Source organism: Bacillus cereus group sp. MG20 (genome assembly GCF_040459885.1).
In the GTDB taxonomy this organism is placed as follows: Bacteria; Bacillota; Bacilli; order Bacillales; family Bacillaceae_G; genus Bacillus_A; species Bacillus_A cereus.
The window spans coordinates 3331103-3353804 of the sequence record NZ_JARVHF010000001.1; the positions used below are offsets into that span (position 1 = coordinate 3331103).

Below are 22702 nucleotides of genomic sequence, written 5' to 3' on the forward strand. Positions count from 1 at the left end.
GTAAGAAATGTGAGTGATACACCTAAAATTAATAATAATTTCATACTAATATCCTCCTTACTTTTTTCGGTTCACGAGTTTTATTTATTACCCAAAATGTATGTAAGGTTCTTAGAAGAAAAGAATTTATTTATAATGAATAGCAGTGTAAAAACGTTAATACCTATATTATACAGAATTTTCTTTGAATTTTGGAGAGAATTTTAGCGTGCTATTATATATTTCGTTTTGATTTAAAGAATGTTTAAGGACATCCTAGCATACCTTTTATAATAATCCGATTGAACAAGGAGATGGGGGAGGAGCTATAATGGATATTCTAAAAAAGATTGAACAGCATCGAGCAGCAGAAGAACGTTTACAATGGGAAGGTACGTTTGCGGAGTATTTGGAGCTTGTGAAAGAAAGACCATGGGTGGCTCAAACAGCACACTCTCGCATTTACAATATGATAAAAGATGCCGGAATTGAAGAAGTTGATGGTAGAAGAAAGTATAACTTCTTTAGTAATCAGCTCTTTGGATTAGAGGATGCTCTAGAACGTCTTGTAGAGGAATATTTTCATCCATCTGCAAAACGATTAGATGTTAGAAAAAGAATTTTATTATTAATGGGTCCTGTTAGTGGAGGGAAATCAACGTTAGTTACGATGTTGAAACGAGGATTAGAAACATATTCAAGAACAGATCGCGGAGCAATTTTTGCAATTAAAGGATGCCCAATGCATGAGGATCCACTGCATTTAATTCCACATCATTTACGAGATGATTTCTTTGATGAGTATGGAGTTAGAATTGAAGGGAATTTATCACCACTAAATGTCATGCGTTTAGAGCAAGAATACGGATCAAGAATTGAGGATGTAGTTGTAGAGCGTATTTTCTTCTCTGAAGATCGCCGTACAGGGATTGGTACATTTAGCCCGTCTGATCCAAAATCACAGGATATTGCAGATTTAACAGGTAGTCTGGACTTTTCTACGATTGCAGAATATGGTTCAGAATCAGATCCGCGTGCGTATCGATTTGATGGAGAATTAAATAAGGCAAACCGAGGAATGATGGAGTTCCAAGAGATGTTAAAATGCGATGAGAAGTTTTTATGGCACTTATTATCGCTTACGCAAGAAGGGAATTTCAAAGCGGGAAGATTTGCGCTTATTTCAGCAGATGAATTAATTGTAGCGCATACGAATGAAACAGAGTATCGCTCATTTATAGCAAATAAGAAAAATGAAGCATTACACTCAAGAATTATTGTAATGCCAGTTCCTTATAATTTACGAGTAAGTGAAGAAGAACATATTTATGAAAAAATGATTCGTGAAAGTGATGTGTCGAATGTTCACATTGCACCACATACACTTCGCGTTGCAGCAATGTTCACTATTTTAACTCGTTTAAAAGATCCGAAGCGTCCGGATATTGATTTAATTAAAAAGATGCGTTTGTATGATGGAGAAACGGTAGAAGGTTATAATGCGATTGATGTAGAAGAATTACAACGCGAATATCAAGATGAAGGTATGAAGGGTATTGATCCTCGTTATGTCATTAACCGAATTTCGTCTACAATCATTCGAAAAGAGGTACCATCTATTAACGCGTTAGATGTACTTAGATCTTTAAAAGATGGGCTGGATCAGCATCCATCGATTAGTAATGAAGACCGTGAACGTTATATGAATTTCATCTCATTAGCGAGAAAAGAATACGATGAAATCGCGAAGAAAGAAGTACAAAAAGCGTTTGTTTATTCATATGAAGAATCAGCTAAGACGCTTATGGATAATTACTTAGATAACGTCGAGGCGTACTGCAATAAATCGAAATTACGTGATCCGTTAACAGGGGAAGAAATGAGTCCAGATGAAAAACTAATGCGCTCAATTGAAGAGCAAATTGGAATTTCAGAAAATGCTAAGAAAGCATTCCGTGAAGAGATTTTAATTCGCATTTCTGCTTATGCCCGTAAAGGAAAACGCTTTGATTATAATTCACATGAACGTCTTCGTGAAGCGATTCAGAAAAAACTATTTGCTGATTTAAAAGATATAGTGAAAATTACAACATCAACGAAAACACCGGACGAAAATCAGCTTAAGAAAATCAATGATGTTGTTGCGCGTTTAATTGATGAGCATGGCTATAATTCTTCTTCAGCAAATGAATTACTACGCTATGTAGGTAGCTTGTTAAACCGATAGTTTGATAACAAAACGCTGTCTCTTGTATTTTGCGGGACAGCGTTTTATTATCCGTTCATATGTGTGTAAAGTGTCATACCTTGTCCAAATGTAATAAATTAAGATGCAATTTGATGAATTTATTGTCAATTATTTTTACAATATGCATATGATAGAGTAACCAACCATTCATACGAAAAAAGCCAACACAATACAATATGTTGCAAAGTAAAAATGTGTGCAACAATGCATTGTGTTTCTTTCTTATCAGTGGCTGAATATTTCTTTCTATTATGTGAGTGGCAAAATTTTGTTTAGGATGCTCGGGGTATTGTATGAAAAACGTTATAAATGTTTATGGGATGATTTTCTATGGGCAGTTACCTTTCAAATATTCTAGCTTGCACATTACAGAACAAAATTTGTAGCTTGCTGTTCATACAGGAAGACAATTACAGTAAGGAGGGAAAGGAATGGGCGAAGAAAATCAACCAAATTATACGATTTCACAGGAAAACTGGTCCCTCCATCGCAAAGGATATGACGACCAACAGCGCCATCAAGAAAAAGTACAAGAGGCAATTAAGAATAATTTACCCGATCTTGTAACAGAAGAAAGTATAGTTATGTCTAATGGCAAGGATGTTGTAAAAATACCAATTCGTTCTCTAGATGAATATAAGATTAGATACAATTATGATAAAAATAAACATGTAGGGCAAGGAAACGGTGACAGCAAAGTTGGTGATGTCGTTGCGAGAGATGGATCAGGTGGTCAAAAACAAAAAGGGCCAGGAAAAGGGCAAGGAGCAGGAGATGCAGCTGGGGAAGATTACTATGAAGCTGAAGTCTCTATTTTAGAATTAGAGCAAGCGTTTTTCAGAGAGTTAGAGCTGCCTAATTTAAAGAGAAAAGAAATAGATGAAAACCGGATTGAACATGTTGAATTTAATGACATTAGAAAAACAGGGTTATGGGGAAATATCGATAAGAAACGAACAATGATATCCGCATATAAACGAAATGCGATGCGTGGTAAAGCATCTTTCCATCCAATTCATCAAGAAGATTTAAAGTTCCGTACTTGGAATGAAGTATTAAAGCCAGATTCAAAGGCTGTTGTCTTAGCGATGATGGATACGAGTGGATCGATGGGAATGTGGGAGAAGTATATGGCACGTAGCTTCTTTTTCTGGATGACAAGATTTTTACGCACAAAGTATGAAACAGTTGATATTGAATTTATTGCTCATCATACAGAAGCGAAAGTCGTTACAGAAGAAGAATTCTTTTCAAAAGGAGAAAGTGGTGGAACAATCTGCTCCTCCGTATACAAAAAAGCACTCGAGCTAATCGATAATAAATATTCACCAGACCGCTATAATATTTATCCATTCCATTTTTCAGATGGTGATAATTTAACATCAGATAATGCTAGATGTGTAAAGCTTGTGGAAGAATTAATGAAGAAATGTAATATGTTTGGATATGGGGAAGTGAACCAGTATAATCGCCACAGTACACTCATGTCAGCCTATAAAAATATTAAAGATGAAAACTTTAGATACTATATTTTAAAGCAAAAAGCAGACGTATTTCATGCGATGAAAAGCTTTTTTAGAGAAGAATCAGGTGAGAAAATGGCATAACCTCTTTCAAAGAGGTTCTTTTTTTGTAAACTTTTTATTTTTTTAGTTGATAATGATAATGAAAATCATTATCATTTATTCGAGAAATGATTACATTTCGAATTATATATTTCAGAGGAGATGTAAAGTTGAAACAAAATAAAAGAAAACGTATAAATGCAATGATTATAGTGGCGACGTTATCACTTCCGTTTGCTGTTTATTCAACACCTGCTTTAGCGGCAGTAGCAATTGAGACGAATAAAACGGGACAAGGTTTAGAAGATGGTACATATGACGCTGTTATTAAAGCGTATAAAGATAAAACCAATGAAGAGTCTATGGCAGCTGTTTATATAAAGGATCCGAAATTAACAATTGAGAATGGAAAGAAAATTGTAACAGCAACATTAAGTGATAGTGATTTCTTTCAATACTTGAAAACAGAGGATATTCATACTCCAGGTGTGTTTCATGATGTGAAAGTAATATCAGAAGATAAAAAGAAAAATGGAACGAAAGTGATTCAGTTTGAAGTAGGGGAATTAGGAAAAAGGTATAATATGCGAATGCATATTTATATTCCAACAATGGCCTATGATAATAAGTACCAAGTACAGTTTGAAGTAAATACATTGAATTTAGAGAACAATGTTCCAGAAAAACAAAAGGAAAATAAAGAGGAGCAACAAGATGAAAACGGAAATGTAATATTAGATAAGCAATTACAAAAATATATTAATAAATATAACTTAAATAGAGATAATGTAGATGCGCCAATCACAAAGAAAGATTTATTACAAATTAAAACATTATCCATTTATTCAGGCAAAGGAATAACTGAAATAACTGGTTTAGAGTATATGACAAACTTAGAGAAGTTGACGTTACGAGAGTCTAATGTAAAAGACATATCAGCCATCTCGAAATTGAGAGGTTTGAAGTACGTTGATTTAACGTCTAATTCAATTGAAAGTATTCACCCAATTGAGCAGTTAGAGAATATTAATATGCTTTTTTTAAGAGATAATAAAATTTCTGATCTTACACCATTAAGTAAAATGAAAAAAATTAAAACATTAGATTTAATCGGTAATAACATTAAAGATATCCAGCCATTATTTACATTATCAACTATGAAACAATTATACTTAGCAAATAATCAAATCAGTGATCTTACGGGAATTGATCGATTAAATAATGTGGAACTATTATGGATAGGGAACAATAAAATTAATAATGTTGAATCTATTAGTAAAATGAGTAATCTTATTGAACTAGAAATTTCTGATAGTGAAATAAAAGATATATCATCACTATCTCAATTAGGAAATTTACAAGTGCTGAATTTAGAAGAGAATTATATCTCTGATATATCGCCGTTGAGCACTTTAACAAATTTACATGAGATAAATCTTGGAGCAAATGAAATTTTTGACGTAAGGCCTGTTGAGGAATTAGGTAAGCGAATTTCAATTGGCATTCAAAGACAAAAAATCTTTTTAAATGAAGCAAGTGTAGATGAAGAAATAAAAATCCCAGTATACAACCTTAAAGGAGAGCCACTTCAAAATATTAATCTACAAAGTGAGGGGGCTACTCTGAATAACGGATTTATAAAATGGAATAGTCCTGGAGAAAAAATATATGAATTTAAACTAGATACTAATTCTACTGAAAGTAAAATAAGATTTAATGGCACGGTTATACAGAATATAGTTGAAAAACAAAAAGAAAGTCAAAATGTAATTCTCGATAAAACTTTACAACAACATATTAATAAAGAGAATTTAGGTAGAGAGAATGTAAACGCTCCTATCACAAAAGAAGATTTATTGCAGATTAAAAAATTAGAGATACTTAAAGAAAAAGGAAATGAGATAAAAGATATAACAGGTTTAGAATACATGACGAACTTAGAAAAACTCACTTTAGAAGGAGTAGGCCTGAAAAATATTGAGTTTATCTCAAACTTGAAACAATTGAATAATGTGAATGTATCTCATAATCAAATTGAAGATATAACACCACTATCTTCATTGGAAAATTTACAGTGGTTAAATCTTGCGGACAATCATATTAAAGATGTAACGGTTATTGGTTCCATGCTAAACTTATTTAGCTTAAATTTAGCTGGAAATGAGATTCGTGATGTAAGGCCGTTAATACAATTAGGTCAGTGGTTTACAATTGACGTGGGAAGACAAAATATCATTTTAAATGATGCAAAAATAAACGAAGAAATTCAAGTTCCTGTATATGATTTAGAAGGAGAAAGTATTGAAAATATTCAATTGGCAAGTGAGGGAGGGACGTTTAATAACGGAGTAATAAAATGGAGTACCCTAGGTGAAAAGGTGTATCAATTTGATTTAGATTCTGATGAAATTAGTATAAGATTTAACGGAACAGTTATACAGAATATAGTGGGAAAAGAAGATGAGCAAGAGCCAACAAAAGAAGTTGAAGAGGTAAAAGAAGAAGTAAAAGAACCAACGAAAGAAGTTGAAGAAACAAAAGAAGAAGTAAAAGGACCAACGAAAGAAGTTGAAGAAACAAAAGAAGAAGTAAAAGAACCAACGAAAGAAGTTGAAGAAGCAAAAGAAGAAGTAAAAGAGCCGACAAAAGAAATTGAAGAAGCGAAAGAAGAAATAAAAGAGCCAATAAAAGAGGTTGAAGAAGCAAAAGAAGAAGTAAAAGAATCAACGAAAGAAATTGAAGAAGCGAAAGAAGAAATAAAAGAGCCAATAAAAGAGGTTGAAGAAGCAAAAGAAGAAGTAAAAGAACCAACGAAAGAAATTGAAGAAGCGAAAGAAGAAATAAAAGAGCCAATAAAAGAGGTTGAAGAAGCAAAAGAAGAAGTAAAAGAACCAACGAAAGAAATTGAAGAAGCGAAAGAAGAAGTAAAAGAGCCAACGAAAGAAGTTGAAGAGGTAAAAGAATCAGCGACAGGATTGGATCAAGAGCCAAAAGAGAATAATCAAGTTGTTGAAAACGAGGGAAGAAAAGCAAACACCTTAAATAAACAACATGCTAATAAGCCAGAGGAAGGTAAGAAATCTTTACCATCAACAGGCGGTGAAGCTAGCACATTGACTTTACTTTCTGGAATAACATTTGTTCTTTCCGCACTAAGTATGTTCGTATTTAGAAAGAGATTATTTAAGAAATAAATAACGTTTAATTTTATTATTATATATAATTAATCTTTTGTTTTTTGAGAAGACATTATCATGGTAGTTTCATTAGAAACATGCATATGATGATGTCTTTTTGTATGAGAAATAGAGTGAAAAACCCATTCGTATGAAAATAATATTTCATATGAATGGGTTTTATTAATTTACTTTTTTCCTCAGTCATCACGGATTCAGAAGTAATTTGAGGTGCCAATTGTTACATAACTTTTTTTATTTTTTGAGATACTTCTTTCGTTTGCGAATTAACATCTTCTTTTCGCAGCTCTTTAAAGAGCGAAGTAACCATAAGAACGACTACGATAGAAAATGGTAGTGCTGCGATTATAGCTGCAATTTGTAGTGCATTTAATCCTCCAGCTTGTAATAAAAGAGCTGCAATGATCGCGATTGTTAATCCCCATATAAGTTTTAAACTATTTTTCGGTGATAAGCTTCCGTTACTCGTTTGCATGGAAACAACAAATGTTGCTGAATCAGCAGAAGTAACGAAAAATGTGGCTACTAAAATTAACCCGATAATCGTTAAAAATGTAGAGAATGGTAGATGTGAAATAACAGCAAATAATCCAATCTCTGTACCATTTTTTGCAATTTCATCAGCTATTCCAAGCGATTGGAACATTTCCATATGAATTGCGGTACCACCAAATACTGCAAACCAAAATGTACAGATAAGAGTTGGGACTAATACAACTCCAAAAATAAATTCTTTTATTGTACGCCCTTTAGAAATACGTGCGATAAATGTGCCGACGAATGGAGACCAAGAAATCCACCATCCCCAATAGAAAATAGTCCAGTTTTCAATCCAAGAAGAAGATTTTTCATTAAATGCTCCTAAATTTAATCCCATACTAGGCAAAGCTCCAATATAAGAACCGAGCGTAGATGTGAAATATTTCATAATAAATACGGTTGGCCCTAAAAGTAAGAAAGAGATGAGTAAAATACCTGCAAGAGAGAAATTCAAGTTACTCAAATATTTAATCCCACGATCTAAGCCAGTTTGTGCACTTGTTAAATATAAAACAGCGAAGATAGCTATAAGTACGAGCTGGGTAAGTAAAGTGTTATGAATGGAAGGGAATAAATAGCTTAATCCTCCAGCAATTTGTTGAGCACCAATCCCAACAGATGGTACAATGCCAAACACTGTGGCTAAAACAGCTAAAATATCAACTGTTTTTCCGATACGAGAATTTTTCGATCGATTAAATAATGGAGTAACTGTAGCCCCGATAGTGCTACCTTTTTGTTTGCGGAATGTGAAATATGCAATTGTTAAAGCGACCATTGCGTATAGTGACCACGGAAAGAGTCCCCAGTGGAAAAATGAATATTGCATAGCGAGTTTGGCGCTTTCTTCTGTACCTGCTTTTCCTGTTAATGGATCTGTAAAATGTGAAATCGGTTCAGCGATTCCATAAAAGAGGAGTCCAATTCCCATTCCTGCCCCAAACAACATGGATAGCCAAGATGGATAATTATATTTTGGCTTTTCTCCATCTTTACCAAGACGAATAGAACCGTACTTAGAAAATGCTAAATAAGCAGCCAAAATAATCATTGTAGTCATAAGTAGAGAGTAAAACCACCCAAATTTATTGAGGATAAATGAGTTTAAAGAAGATGTAACACTTTGTAAATCGTAGCCTTGTATCCAACTTGCTGGGGTAATTCCCCATATAATGAATAATGTTGTTAGCAAGAAGGAGATATAAAATACACTGTTTTCTTTTTTTATCATAGAATCCCACCCTTATTTAATAAAGTTAACAATTATAATAATCATAACAATTAAGTTTTTAATTGTCAAAAAATTCCCTTTATGTAACATGAAAGGATGTAATTTGTTTTAGGGAGGTAAAGAGAAATGCGTTCACGATATGTACAAATTATAGGAAGAAATAATATGAAATATTGCATTTTATATTGTTACATCCAGATTTTATGTTAAATTCTTGAATGGAATATTAAAATAGGGGGCAAGGATATGAACAAGAAATCAAAGATCAATAAAGTGATGCTTAGCATTAGTACAATGGCTTTATCGTTAGGGGCACTTCAAACTCATGCAGCAGCGGAAGAAAAAGTACCGTATAACGTGTTGAAAACGAAACCGGTTGGAATTGAAAAGTCGGTAGATGAAGTTGGACATATTTCAAAAGTTGATGAAACTTTATCATTTCAAGAACGTTTAAAAGTAGGAGATTTTTCACAGCGACCAGCATCTATTACGAAGAAAACTGCAGTAAAGCAAGTTAAAGAAAGCTATTCAATGGCTGATTTAAACAAAATGAATGATCAAGAATTAGTTGAAACGTTAGGCAGTATTAAGTGGCACCAAATTACAGACTTATTCCAGTTTAATGAAGATGCAAAGGCTTTTTATAAAGATAAAGGAAAAATGCAAGTCATTATAGATGAATTAGCTCATAGAGGTAGTACATTTACGAAAGATGATTCAAAAGGAATTCAAACGTTTACTGAAGTGTTGCGTTCAGCTTTTTATCTTGCATTTTATAATAGTGAATTAAGCGACTTAAATGAAAGAAGCTTCCAGGATAAATGTTTACCTGCTTTAAAAGCAATCGCAAAAAATCCAAACTTTAAGCTTGGTACAGTTGAACAAGATACAGTCGTATCTGCATACGGTAAATTAATTAGTAATGCTTCAAGCGATGTTGAAACGGTTCAATACGCATCGAATATTTTAAAGCAATACAATGATAATTATACTACTTATGTAAATGATCGAATGAAGGGACAAGCAATATACGATATTATGCAAGGTATTGACTATGATATACAGTCGTACTTAACTGAGGCTCGTAAAGAAGCGAATGAAACGATGTGGTATGGAAAAGTAGATGGGTTTATTAATGAAATAAATCGTATTGCTCTTCTAAATGAAGTAACGCCAGAAAATAAATGGCTCGTTAATAATGGCATTTATTTTGCTAGCCGTTTAGGGAAGTTTCATATCAATCCAAATAAAGGATTAGAGGTTGTTACACAAGCGATGCATATGTACCCGCGCTTAAGTGAACCGTATTTTGTTGCGGTAGAACAAATTACAACAAATTATAATGGTAAAGATTATAGCGGGAATACAGTAGATTTAGAGAAAATACGTAAAGAAGGAAAAGAGCAATACTTACCAAAAACGTATACATTCGACGATGGATCAATTGTGTTCAAAACAGGAGATAAAGTATCAGAAGAAAAAATTAAGAGACTATATTGGGCTGCGAAGGAAGTAAAGGCACAGTATCACCGTGTAATTGGAAATGACAAAGCGTTAGAGCCAGGAAATGCGGATGATGTATTAACGATCGTAATTTATAATAGTCCAGATGAATATCAGTTAAATAGACAATTGTATGGATATGAAACAAACAACGGTGGAATTTATATTGAAGAGACAGGTACATTCTTTACATATGAGCGTACACCAGAGCAAAGTATTTATAGTTTAGAAGAGTTATTCCGTCATGAATTTACTCATTACCTGCAAGGTAGATATGAAGTACCAGGTCTATTTGGAAGAGGAGATATGTATCAAAATGAAAGGTTAACTTGGTTCCAAGAAGGAAATGCAGAGTTTTTCGCAGGATCTACTCGTACGAATAACGTTGTACCAAGAAAGAGTATAATTAGCGGATTATCATCTGATCCTGCAAGCCGTTATACAGCAGAGCGTACACTATTTGCTAAATACGGTTCTTGGGATTTCTATAATTACTCGTTCGCATTGCAGTCTTACTTATATACGCATCAGTTTGAAACATTTGATAAAATTCAAGATTTGATTCGTGCGAATGACGTGAAAAATTATGATGCATATCGTGAAAATCTAAGTAAAGATCCTAAGTTAAATAAAGAGTATCAAGAGTATATGCAGCAGTTAATTGATAATCAAGATACATACACTGTACCAGAAGTAGCTGATGATTATTTAGCTGAACATGAAACGAAGTCATTAGCAGCGGTGAAGAAAGAAATTAGTGATACGTTGCCTATGAAAGATACAAAAATGACAAAACATAATTCTCAATTCTTTAATACATTTACATTAGAAGGTACGTATACAGGTAGTGTCACAAAAGGTGAATCAGAAGATTGGAAAGAAATGAGTAAAAGAGTAAATGAATCTTTAGAACAATTGGCGCAAAAAGAATGGAGTGGCTACAAAACTGTTACAGCATACTTCGTCAATTATCGTGTGAATAGCTCAAATGAATTTGAATATGATGTAGTCTTCCATGGAATCGCAAAAGATGATGGAGAAAATAAAGCTCCAACGGTTAATATAAATGGCCCTTATAGTGGTCTTGTAAAAGAGGGAATTCAATTTAAAAGTGATGGCTCAAACGATGAAGATGGAAAAATTGCTTCTTATTTATGGGAATTTGGAGATGGAAGCACAAGTGCAGAAGTGAATCCAGTACATGTATATGAAAGAGAAGGTTCTTATAAAGTATCGTTAAGAGTAAAAGATGATAAGGGAAAAGAGAGCAGAAGCGAAACAACTGTTACGATTAAAGATGGAAGTTTAACAGAATCAGAACCAAATAATCGTCCAGAGGAAGCAAATCGTATCGGGCTAAATAGTACTATAAAAGGTAGTCTTATTGGCGGGGACCACACTGATGTTTATACATTTAATGTAGCATCAGCGAAAGATATCGACATTTCTGTTTTAAATGAGTATGGAATTGGGATGACATGGGTACTTCACCATGAATCAGATATGCAAAATTATGCGGCTTACGGTCAAGCTAATGGGAATCATATAGAAGCAAAATTTAATGCAAAACCAGGTAAGTATTACTTGTATGTATATAAATATGATAATGGCGATGGAACATACGAATTGTCAGTAAAATAAGTGCTTTTCCAATGTATGTTTAACTTTACTTTTTGTGGAAAATAGTATATTATATAGATATATAATATATCGGTTATTTTCTAGGAGGAGCCTGTCACAATAGGTTTCTCCTGTTCTTTTTTAGAGGCCTGTCTTACAGGCTTTTATTTAAAAGGTAAATGACTGAAAATTAAGAACAATAATCTTTGAAAGAGGTGGGGCATACACATAACAAAAAAGGGGATTGTTTAAGAGAGGGGGATAAGAAATGGCTTTGTTTGGTTATCCACTTGAAACAATTTATTTATACGGATTTATTATTGCTACTATACTCACTGTTATTTATATCTTTTTTGGAGATATATTTGAATCGATATTTAGTTTTGGGGGCGGATCTGTATCCGTTGTTACTTTATTACTTAGTTTTTTCGCCATGTTATGTGGGCTTAGTTATATAGGAGAGTACTTATTCTCCTTTAATAGTATTACTATTTTCGGGGCTGCATTTGCTATATCTTTTATCGGTGTTTTCATCATGAAAATACTAATTTTAAAACCGATTGCAGAAGCAGAACAAAATACGATGCAACGTATGGATGAATTTATCGGTTGCAAAGGAGAAGTCATTACGACAATTCCTACAGAAGGATTTGGTGAAGTATTAATTTCATCCCAATTTGGAAGTAATGCAATCCCAGCTAAAACTGTTGGAAAAAAAGATATTTCGCAAGGAACAGAGGTTATTATCGAGGGAGTCCAAGATGGTGTTTTACTTGTACAAAACATCGCTTATTCTTTAAAGAAACCAAAATTATAAGGGGGAATTTACATGACGATTCCATTAATTATCGGTGGAGTTTTACTCGCAATTTTAATTCTACTCATTTTAGTATTTATTACGAAGTATCGTACGGTTGGTCCGGATGAAGCGTTAATTGTTACAGGGAACTGGCTTGGTGGAGGAAAGAATGTAGTTACCACTGATGATGGAAAGAAGATTAAGATTATTCGTGGGGGCGGTACTTTCGTAGTTCCAATTATGCAGAGAGCAGAGCCTTTAAGCTTATTAAACTATAAATTAGAAGTTGGTACACGTGATACGTATACGAAACAAGGTGTACCGATCACAGTAAACGGTGTTTCTATTATTAAAGTGGGATCAACAATTGAAGAAGTTTCCACAGCAGCTGAACAATATTTAGGAAAAGAAACAGAAGAGTTAAAAATAGAAGCAAAAGAAGTTTTAGAAGGGCATCTCCGTGCTATCTTATCTTCTATGACAGTAGAAGATGCGTATAGTAATAGAGAGCAATTTGCTCAAAAGGTACATGAAGTAGCTTCTACAGATTTAAAGAAGATGGGACTTCGCATTGTTTCTTTCACAATTAAAGAAATAATGGATAAAAACGGATACTTAGATGCGCTTGGTCAGCCCCAAATTGCGACAGTTAAGCGTGATGCAACAATTGCGAATGCAGAGCGTGAAAAAGAAGCACGTATTGAAAAAGCCCGTGCTGAAAAAGAGGCAAAAGAAGCAGAATATCAACGTGATGCACAAATCGCTGAAGCTGAAAAACATAAAGAATTAAAAGTACAGTCTTATAAGAGAGAACAAGAACAAGCGCGTGCAGATGCGGATCTTTCTTACGAATTACAACAAGCGAAAGCACAACAAGGTGTTACAGAAGAGCAAATGCGCGTTAAAATCATTGAGCGTGAAAAGCAAATTGAGTTAGAAGAAAAAGAAATTGCGCGTCGTGAAAAGCAATATGATGCAGAAGTTAAGAAAAAAGCCGATGCAGATCGCTATGCTGTTGAGCAATCAGCGGAAGCAGAAAAAGTAAAACAAATTAAAAAAGCCGATGCGGATCAATATAAGATTGAAGCAGAAGCGAGAGCACGTGCAGAAGAAGTACGTGTAGAAGGTTTAGCGAAGGCGGAAATTGAAAAAGCACAAGGTCAAGCGAAAGCGGAAGTACAAAAAGCGCAAGGAACAGCAGAGGCAGATGTTATTAGATTAAAAGGTTTAGCAGAAGCAGAAGCGAAACAAAAAATCGCAGAAGCATTTGAATTATATGGTCAAGCGGCAATTATGGATATGGTTCTTAAAATGCTTCCAAGTTATGCGAAGGAACTTGCAAGTCCGCTTAGTAATATTGATAAAATCACAGTTGTCGATACAGGCGGCGGTGGTAAAAATAGCGGGGCCGGAAAAGTTGCGGGTTATGCGACTGATTTAATGGCAACGATGCAAGAAACGTTAAAAGCTTCTTCTGGCATTGACTTAAAAGAGCTATTAGAAGGATTTGCAGGAAAAGGAGCGGTACAACAATTATCAAGCGATAAACCTGTTGTATCTGTAGTAGAAGATGAGAAAAAAGAAGTAGATAAAGAATAGTAAGGTGGAAAGAACCTCTAGTAAGTGAAATACTAGAGGTTCTCCTATGAATTATAATATTGCGAATAATATACATTTTTATACATTGTTTTAATTATTTAATTTATATAGAATGAAAAAGATATGTATCAATTCTTTAGATGTATAAAAAGATAGAGAGTCTCATTGATACATTTAAATCGTATTATTTTTATAGAAAGATTAAATGTTAATTAATTACATTTAAAACGGTATGGAGGGGTAGAAGTATGTTTCAAGGGAAATTAAGGAGTAGTAGTTTAAAAACAAAGTTACTTGTATCATTTATTATTATTTTAATTCTTCCAAGTATTGTAATTGGTTGGACGTCTTATCAACAGGCGAAGACGAATTTTAATGAAACAATTTTAAACTCGGCGAAAGATAATATAAAAATTTTGGATAATGTAATTAATAAGGAATTGGATAGTAAAAAAATAGATGCAACTTATTTTACGAAATTATTTACACAATCAAGTTACCAAGCAGATCAAATTCAAAACATACAAAATAAACTAGAAGAATACAATAAACTGCATCCAGAAATGGAAGCAATCTATACAGGATCTAGTAATGGACAGTTCATTCAATCACCAGCTATTCAGATGCCAGATGGATATAATCCTACAGAAAGAGATTGGTATAAAGAGGCAGTGAAGAAAAGCGGAGAAGTAATTGTAACTGCTCCATATAAGTCAAAAACGACAGGAAATATTGTTATTACACTAGCAAAACAAAACGAGGATAAAAGTGGAGTTCTTGGGATTGACTTAATCATTAATGATATTGTTACTACTTCTAAGATGGTTAATATCGGTAAGGAAGGATATGTAGCGATATTTGATCAAGATAAAAATGTAGTAGCGCACCCGAAAATGAAGCCAGGAGAGAAATTAGAAGAGAAACTTAGTAAAGAATTGTATAAACAGGAAGCTGGGGATTTTCATTATTCATTAGATGGTGAAGATCGCAATATCACTTTTAAAACGAATAAGAAAACTGGATGGAAAATAGCAGGAATTATGCCTTCCAAAGAAATTATCGAAGCGGCTGAACCTATTTTCTATAAAACAATAACCGTTCTTGGAATTTCACTAATAATCGGTGGGATTGTAATTTACTTCATAATTGCGTCTATTATTAAACCGTTAAAACAACTTGTCATATCATCGAAGAAGATTAGTGAAGGTGATTTAACAGAATCAATTACAGTTCATTCTAAAGATGAAATTGGACAGCTAGGAGAAAGTTTTAACGAGATGGCTGCATCGTTACAAAGTGTCATTTCCAATATAAACACTTCAGCAAGTCATGTAGCGGCATCTTCAGAAGAATTAACAGCTAGTATGAAGCAGACAAGCGAAGCAACGGAGCAAATTACACAGGCTATAGAGCAAGTATCAAGTGGTGCAGAAATACAAACGAAAGAAGTTGAAGAAGGAGCAACATTGTTAGAAGAAGTTACAGAAGGAATTCAGCGTGTTGCAGATAGTTCTTCATTAGTATCTACAGCCTCTATGTATACGAAGAAAAAAGCTGAAAATGGTGGGAAGTTAGTTGAACAAACTGTGAATCAAATGCAATTAATTCATGAGTCTGTTTCACAGTCAGACAAAATCATTGGTTTGTTAGACGATAAGTCGAAACAAATTGGAGCAATCCTTGAAGTAATTCAACATATTGCAGAACAGACAAATTTATTAGCGTTAAATGCGGCAATTGAGGCTGCGAGAGCTGGAGAGCAAGGTAGAGGATTTGCAATTGTAGCAGATGAAGTGCGAAAGCTAGCAGAACAATCAGGACAGTCTTCTACGGAAATTGGGAACCTAGTGAAAGAGATTCAATTTGATATAAAAGAAACAGTAAGCTCTATGAATCAAGTTGGAGCAGAAGTACAATCTGGACTTGTAGTTGCAAATGAAACGAAGCAAAGCTTTGTCGAAATATTGAAGTCTACAAATGATACAGTTGTACAAATTGATAGCATGGTAGATGTAGCAAAACAAATGACGGTAGATGCAAAACAAGTAAGTGCATCTATTAATGAAATTGCAGCTACGATTGAAGAAAATGCCGTAAGTGTTCAAAATATTGCTGGTTCCTCTGAGGAACAATTAGCTTCAGTAGATGAAATAAATGCAGCAGCAGTCCATTTATCACAAATGGCAGAAGAATTACAAGAGATGATTGGTAAGTTTAAAATATAATAATAAACTGTTAAGAAACGAAGTAGTACTTATGCTTCGTTTCTTTTTTTATGAAGATAAAAAAGAAAGAAATATATAGTAACCGTGTTATGATAATAAAAAACTGTATTTTCTTTAAATTCTATCTTTAATCATGTTAGGGGAATGGTTTTGAAATTTAAAAAATTAAAACTCCAACCGAGAATTACATTAACTATTAGTACACTTATTTTAGTTGTACTTATGCTAACGAGTTATTTATTTTATTACATATTATCTGAAACGGTAGAAGAGCAAATTGGTAAACGGGCTTTGCATGTTGCGAAAACAGTTGCCGCGATACCAGAAATTCAGGAAGCTTTTCAAAAAGAAAATCCAGCTTCTATTATTCAGCCAATCGCAGAAAAAATTCGAATTGATACAGAGGCTGACTTTATTGTAGTTGGAAACAAAGAGGGGATTCGTTATGCACATCCTGAGCGAGATAAAATAGGAGAAAAAATGGTTGGCGGAGATAATAAAGGCGTTTTATTAGAAGGGAAATCTTATGTTTCTAAAGCTAATGGATCATTAGGCCCTTCGTTGCGTGGGAAAGTCCCAGTCCGTAACCAGGAAAATGAAATTATTGGTGTGGTGTCTGTTGGGTTTTCAATGGCTGATATTCATGGAGCGGTAGAAGTGTATGGAAAGCGTGTATTTTGGATTACAATAATAGGTCTTTTAATTGGGATAATCGGCTCTATATATTTAGCGGCAAGTATAAAAAGAATGATGTTCGGGATGGAACCAGAAGAAATTTCATCTTTATATGAAGAGCATAGTACAGTGATTCAATCTGTACGTGAAGGGATTATTGTAATCGATAAAAATGGCATGATTAGTTTAGTCAATCAAGCAGCTTATGATATTCTTTCGCTAGATAAGCAACAAAATATTATTGGGGAATTTATTTTAAATGTAATTCCTAATTCAACGATACTAGATGTACTTCAAACTGGTGAAGAACAGTTTGATCGTCAATTAAATATAAAAGGACAGGCTGTTATTGCGAACCGTCTACCTATTAAAGTAAAGAATAAAGTAACTGGCGTTGTATCGAGCTTACGTTTGAAATCTGAAATGGATCAGTTAACAGCAGAATTATCTCAGACGAAGCAATATACAGAGGCATTACGAGCGCAAACGCACGAATATAACAATTTATTGTATACGCTTTCAGGTCTTATCCAATTAGAATCATACGAAGATGCTTTAGAGCTTATTCATAAGGAAACAGCGGTATATCAAGATTTTGTTCAATTTATTATGAAGCGGATTCAAAATCCATGGCTAGGTGGAATTTTAATTGGATTTTATAATAGAGCACGAGAGTTGAAGATTGATTTTATGCTAGATAGAGAAAGTGGTTTAGACAAATTAAGTCCACATATTGAGAGTAATTATGTCGTTTCTATTTTAGGGAATTTAATTACGAATGCATTTGAAGCAATTGAAAAAAATGAAGAGAATGATAAGAAAGTAAGGATGTTTGTAACTGATATTGGAGAAGAAATATTAATTGAAGTGGAAGATTCAGGGCAAGGGATTCATGATGAAATAATTACTAGCATATTCTATAAAGGCTTTTCGACGAAAGAAGGAGGAGAGCGAGGGTATGGATTAGCAAAAGTGAAAGAGTTAGTAGAAGATTTAAATGGAAGTATTGCAATCGAAAAAGGGGATTTAGGTGGTGCGTTATTTATTATTGCACTACCGAAAGAGAGAGGCGAATAGTAATGGGTGAGGAGATTGAAGTATTAATTGTAGAAGATGATATTCGGATTGCAGACATTCATCGTCGTTTTACTGAAAAAATTGAGGGATTTAAAGTAATTGGAACGGCAACGACTGGAGAACAAGCGAAAGAATGGCTAGAGCTTGTGAAGCCACAGCTTGTTTTATTAGATGTGTACTTACCTGATATGCAAGGAACGGAACTTGTCACATATATTAGGCATCATTTGCACGATACAGATATTATTATGATTACAGCGGCATCGGAAACAGAAGTAGTAAGGCACGCGCTGCGAGGTGGAGTAACAGATTATATCGTAAAGCCACTAATGTTTGACCGATTTAAAGCAAGTCTGGAAGGCTATCAAAAAAAGATTATACAGTTAAAGAAAAACAATCAATTATCTACGGAGCAAATTGAATATTTATGGTCTCAAAGAGGCGTGAAGGGAGATCAAATAGAATATGCCCCGAAAGGGATAGATCCTTATACTTTAGCGAAAGTAAAAAAGCATATGTTAACAGTTAATGAAGAAGGGATTACAGCAGAAATGTTAAGCTCAATGATTGGAGTAAGCCGATCAACGGCAAGGCGCTATTTAGAGTATTTGATATCTAGGAAGAAAGTCCACGCAGAGCTAATATATGGAAGTGTTGGGAGACCGGAGAGACGTTATTTTCTTGTTTCTTCATAATAAAAACAGTAGAGGATTTTATTTCTTCTACTGTTTTTTTGCATCTTATATTGGAATAATCCCAATCACAATTCCGGTAATTAACATAACCATTGTCGTTCCAACGGCCCACAATAAAGTGAAGCGTTGATGTTCACCGAAATCAACTTTGGCCATTCCGACCAATAAATAAGTGGAAGCGACAAGAGGACTTAATAAGTGAACGGGTTGCCCAAGTAAGGAAGCACGTCCCATTTCAGCTGCACTAATTCCGTAAGTAGCAGCAGCTTTCGTCAAAATAGGTAATACCCCGAAGTAAAATGCATCATTAGACATGAAAAATGTGAATGGCATACTGAGAAGTGCTGTAATAATTGGTAGTTGTGGTCCAAGTGCATCTGGTATAAGAGTTACTACACTGTTAGCCATTGCATCTACCATTTTTGTTCCAGATAAAATACCAGTGAAAATACCGGCAGCAAATACGAGAGAAACAACTGCTAATACATTCCCTGCATGAGAAGCAATACGTTCTTTCTGTTGCTCTAAGTTTGGATAGTTAATCATAACAGCGATAGCAAAAGCGACTGTAAATAAAACAGGTAACGGCATAACTTCTAGTATGAGACAGACAAGTAATGTGGCGGTTAATAAAAAGTTAATCCATAGAAGTTTAGGACGTTTATGCACTGCTGCTTCGACAGTTGCAGCTTGCTCATCCATTGTTTGCATTTGTTTTAAATACTGTACATCCATAATTCCTAAACGTTTTCTTTCTTTTTTTCCAAGATAGTAGGCAACGAAAACAACCCAAATTGCACCAGCAATCATTCCTGGAATAAGAGGTGTAAATAATTCGGAAGCCTCAAGTCCAAGTGCGCTCATAACACGAGCTGTGGGTCCACCCCAAGGTGTAAGATTTGTTACCCCTGCCCCTAACATAACAACTCCAGCTAATATGAGGGGGTTCATTCCAAGGCGCTTATATAGCGGATACATTGCGGAAACTGTAATCATGTATGTTGTTGTACCATCACCATCTAGAGAAACGATAATAGTCAATATAGCCGTTCCGACAACGATTTTTAAAGGATCTCCTTTTACAAATTTTAAAATCTTACTAATGACAGGATCGAATAAACCGCTATCAATCATAATCCCAAAATATAAAATAGCGAACATAAGCATAATACCAGTAGGTGCTAATTTTTGAATCCCCTCTAACATCATTGGCCCCATATTGGCATAGAATCCGCCAATTAATGCAAAAACACTCGGAATTAATATTAATGCTACTAGCGCTGACATACGTTTCGTCATAATTAAAAACATAAAGACAAATACCATCGCAAATCCAAGTAGTGCTAACATGTAATTTCCCCCTCAAAAGAATGATTGCGCTTTCAAAATAGAATAAAAATTCAGAAAAGGTTTTTTATTTATAATAAAAGCATCTATTCAAATGGTAAATAATTTGAAAAATAACATCATTAGAAGCATAATTTTTATTTTGTTCATTTTGTTCACGGTAGTTAATTTGAATTTTTAAAAAGTAAGCTGCTTCTCGTAAGAATGGTAGAATAAGATGAAAATAGTGAAGTGTGAAATAGGGAGTAGATGTTATATGAAAACGAGAATTGAAGAGATTTATAGCTCTTATGAAGGAAAAGTAGAGGAGATTTTTATTAATGAATCTTCTTACGTATATGAATGGGAAAAATTATTGATGATCCGAAAAAATGACGGTGAGCTTAAAAAAATTGCAGTCGGGATTAGTGGAAATATAAGATTGGTAAATGTAGAAGTTGGACAGGAAATTAGTGCGGATACATTATTAGTTAAATTAGAAGATGATTTGTTAATTACAGGTTGCGAGTGATGAGAGATGTGTAGAAATAACTACACATCTTTTTTTGTTTCCTATATTACAAAAAGCACATTGTTTTTTCACAAATCTCACACAACCTTTTGGTATTCTTTTCGTGGAGTATACGGTTTCTAGGGAGGAATATTGATGAAAGTAAAATATGTAGTACTTGCTATATGTTTATGTTTCGTATTTACGGTAGTCGGGTGTGGGAAAAAGGAAACAGCAGCTGTTGCCATTGATGAGAAACATGATAAATGTGATATTTGCCAAATTGGGGTAACAGATAATCAATTTGCAACAGAAATTATTTTAGAAAATGGAAAAGCGTTAAAGTTTGATGATATCGGTTGTATGTATAAATGGATGGAGATCAACTCAGATGAAAAGACGAAAGAGAAATTTGTCCGAGATTATGATTCGAAAGATTGGATTTCGTTAGAAGACGCTACTTACGTATATGATAAAACAATAACGACACCGATGGCTTATAATGTCATTTCATTTAAAAATAAAAAAGATGCAGAGAGCTTTGTATCTAACTATAAGGGGAAAGTTCTTTCGTATAAAGAGCTAGCAGAGCATAAATGGGAAATGAATAAAGAGATGATGGGGAAACCGAAAGCAGGAAATCATGGTGGACATCATTAATAGAAAAAGACAACTATGTAGTTGTCTTTTTCTATTATTACTCAGGTGCAAATATAGAAAAGGTGTAAAATTTTTAGCAGAACGGTTACAATGGAATATAGTAACCTAAAGCAATCATTTATGTACTTTTTAGAAATATATACAAATGCGGTAAAAACGTGCTAAACTAATTGCTTCATAATGTTAATGATGGGGCCATCAGGCGTATCATTTCAATAGGTTGAGAAACATAGTATAAGCTTAAGATAATCCGATTAAAGAAGGAATCTAAAGGGCTTATGGATAAATGTACTCAAGAAGAGTTATTGTATGTGATGGAGGAATGGTTAAGAAAACATTATCTTTCATAGGAGCTGTAGTTGTGAGAAAACAAAAAATTTTATTATGTATTTTATTAGGACTTTTAATGACGGTAGTGGCTTGCGATAAGCAAGAAGAACCAGAATCGAAACCGGTTCATGTGAAAAATGAAAAGAAAAAAGAGAAGCATAAAGAACAGGAAGAATCTAAAGAAGAGAAAAGTATAAATTTAATGGACAAACAGTTGTTACTTTCAGCTACTCTTGGAGACACAGAGACAGCTATGAAGTTGATTCAGGATGGAGCGAATATAAACGTAGAAGGTGACAACGGAGAAACGCCTGTCCTTGCAGCGACGTACCAAAATCATGTAGAGACAGTTAAAGCATTAATTGGTGCAGGTGCTAATATTGAAATTAAAGATGAGAAAAAAAGTAATCCACTTCTTTATGCAAGTAGAGAAGGATATACGGATATTGTAAAAGTATTAATTAATGCAGGAGTTAATACGAAAGAAACGACTAGGTCAGGTGGGACAGCACTTATTTCTGCATCTGAACGTGGCCATGTAGAGGTTGTTAAAGAATTATTAGAGCATACAGATATTGATGTGAATTATAAAAATGAACGTGGTGGAACAGCGCTATTAGAAGCAATTGTATTAGGAAATGGTAGTGAAAACCATAAGAAAGTAATTCAATTGCTTATTGATCACGGTGCAGATGTAAACATGGCTAACAAGGAACATCTGACGCCACTGCAATACGCTGAAAAAAGAGGTTTTAAAGATATTGTAAATATGTTGAGGTTAGCTGGAGCGAATGAAGTAGTACAGCCACAACAACCAGTAGAGTAAAAAACGAAAAATAATCCCATTTAGATAGACAGAATGAAGAAATCAGTTAGTATGATGGATTCAGTAATGTGTATTTAAATGGGATTTTTATTTTGA

At 34.0% G+C, this 22702-nt stretch carries 14 protein-coding genes and 1 pseudogene; 13 read left to right on the forward strand and 2 right to left on the reverse strand.

Features of this window, described 5'->3' with window-relative positions; genetic code table 11:
* The first annotated feature begins 310 nt into the window (after window positions 1–310).
* The 3 genes from QCI81_RS17140 to QCI81_RS17150 all read left to right on the forward strand — a co-directional run bounded on the left by QCI81_RS17140 (window position 311) and on the right by QCI81_RS17150 (window position 6986).
* Window positions 311–2206, forward strand: a complete 1896-nt coding sequence (locus QCI81_RS17140) for a PrkA family serine protein kinase (protein WP_000353273.1) — start codon at window positions 311–313, stop codon at window positions 2204–2206.
* Between the two features lie 452 nt (window positions 2207–2658).
* On the forward strand, window positions 2659–3834 hold the full coding sequence (gene yhbH / locus QCI81_RS17145) for a sporulation protein YhbH (RefSeq protein ID WP_000503516.1): 1176 nt from the start codon (window positions 2659–2661) through the stop codon (window positions 3832–3834).
* 128 nt (window positions 3835–3962) lie between these two features.
* On the forward strand, window positions 3963–6986 hold the full coding sequence (locus QCI81_RS17150; RefSeq protein ID WP_353810860.1) for a leucine-rich repeat domain-containing protein: 3024 nt from the start codon (window positions 3963–3965) through the stop codon (window positions 6984–6986).
* Between the two features lie 223 nt (window positions 6987–7209).
* Here the strand turns inward: QCI81_RS17150 and opuD are convergent, their stop codons facing one another.
* Complete coding sequence (opuD, locus tag QCI81_RS17155) at window positions 7210–8760, reverse strand: glycine betaine transporter OpuD (protein ID WP_064531949.1); 1551 nt, start codon at window positions 8758–8760, stop codon at window positions 7210–7212.
* Window positions 8761–9006: 246 nt separating this feature from the next.
* Here opuD and colA point away from each other — a divergent pair, with 246 nt between their 5' ends.
* The 7 genes and pseudogenes from colA to QCI81_RS17185 all read left to right on the forward strand — a co-directional run bounded on the left by colA (window position 9007) and on the right by QCI81_RS17185 (window position 18953).
* The gene (colA, locus tag QCI81_RS17160) at window positions 9007–11904 is read left to right on the forward strand and encodes a collagenase ColA (RefSeq protein ID WP_064531951.1); all 2898 of its coding nucleotides are present in this window, start codon (window positions 9007–9009) and stop codon (window positions 11902–11904) included.
* 247 nt (window positions 11905–12151) lie between these two features.
* Window positions 12152–12700 carry an NfeD family protein gene (locus QCI81_RS17165; protein WP_001173146.1) on the forward strand — a complete coding sequence of 183 codons (549 nt, stop codon included), beginning with the start codon at window positions 12152–12154 and terminating at the stop codon, window positions 12698–12700.
* A gap of 12 nt (window positions 12701–12712) precedes the next feature.
* On the forward strand, window positions 12713–14281 hold the full coding sequence (locus QCI81_RS17170) for a flotillin lipid rafts scaffold protein FloT (protein ID WP_000154998.1): 1569 nt from the start codon (window positions 12713–12715) through the stop codon (window positions 14279–14281).
* Between the two features lie 248 nt (window positions 14282–14529).
* A pseudogene (locus tag QCI81_RS27200) lies at window positions 14530–15564 on the forward strand (HAMP domain-containing protein); the annotation flags it as partial.
* An 81-nt stretch (window positions 15565–15645) separates the two neighbouring features.
* Window positions 15646–16506: a methyl-accepting chemotaxis protein gene (locus QCI81_RS27205; protein ID WP_445117591.1), complete on the forward strand. Its 861-nt coding sequence runs from the start codon at window positions 15646–15648 to the stop codon at window positions 16504–16506.
* A gap of 144 nt (window positions 16507–16650) precedes the next feature.
* Entirely contained in the window at window positions 16651–18258 is a 1608-nt protein-coding gene (locus QCI81_RS17180; RefSeq protein ID WP_003269387.1) for an ATP-binding protein, read from the forward strand.
* A 2-nt stretch (window positions 18259–18260) separates the two neighbouring features.
* Window positions 18261–18953, forward strand: a complete 693-nt coding sequence (locus QCI81_RS17185) for a response regulator (RefSeq protein ID WP_000503464.1) — start codon at window positions 18261–18263, stop codon at window positions 18951–18953.
* 45 nt (window positions 18954–18998) lie between these two features.
* Here the strand turns inward: QCI81_RS17185 and QCI81_RS17190 are convergent, their stop codons facing one another.
* Window positions 18999–20303 carry a CitMHS family transporter gene (locus QCI81_RS17190; RefSeq protein ID WP_000880474.1) on the reverse strand — a complete coding sequence of 435 codons (1305 nt, stop codon included), beginning with the start codon at window positions 20301–20303 and terminating at the stop codon, window positions 18999–19001.
* Window positions 20304–20556: 253 nt separating this feature from the next.
* Here QCI81_RS17190 and QCI81_RS17195 point away from each other — a divergent pair, with 253 nt between their 5' ends.
* The 3 genes from QCI81_RS17195 to QCI81_RS17205 all read left to right on the forward strand — a co-directional run bounded on the left by QCI81_RS17195 (window position 20557) and on the right by QCI81_RS17205 (window position 22606).
* Window positions 20557–20811, forward strand: coding sequence for a hypothetical protein (locus QCI81_RS17195; protein WP_000857376.1), 255 nt, complete (start codon window positions 20557–20559; stop codon window positions 20809–20811).
* A gap of 135 nt (window positions 20812–20946) precedes the next feature.
* Complete coding sequence (locus QCI81_RS17200) at window positions 20947–21450, forward strand: nitrous oxide reductase accessory protein NosL (RefSeq protein ID WP_000865665.1); 504 nt, start codon at window positions 20947–20949, stop codon at window positions 21448–21450.
* Between the two features lie 286 nt (window positions 21451–21736).
* Window positions 21737–22606 (forward strand): ankyrin repeat domain-containing protein, encoded by an 870-nt coding sequence (locus tag QCI81_RS17205; protein WP_000287335.1) that lies wholly within the window; start codon window positions 21737–21739, stop codon window positions 22604–22606.
* Window positions 22607–22702 lie beyond the last annotated feature (96 nt).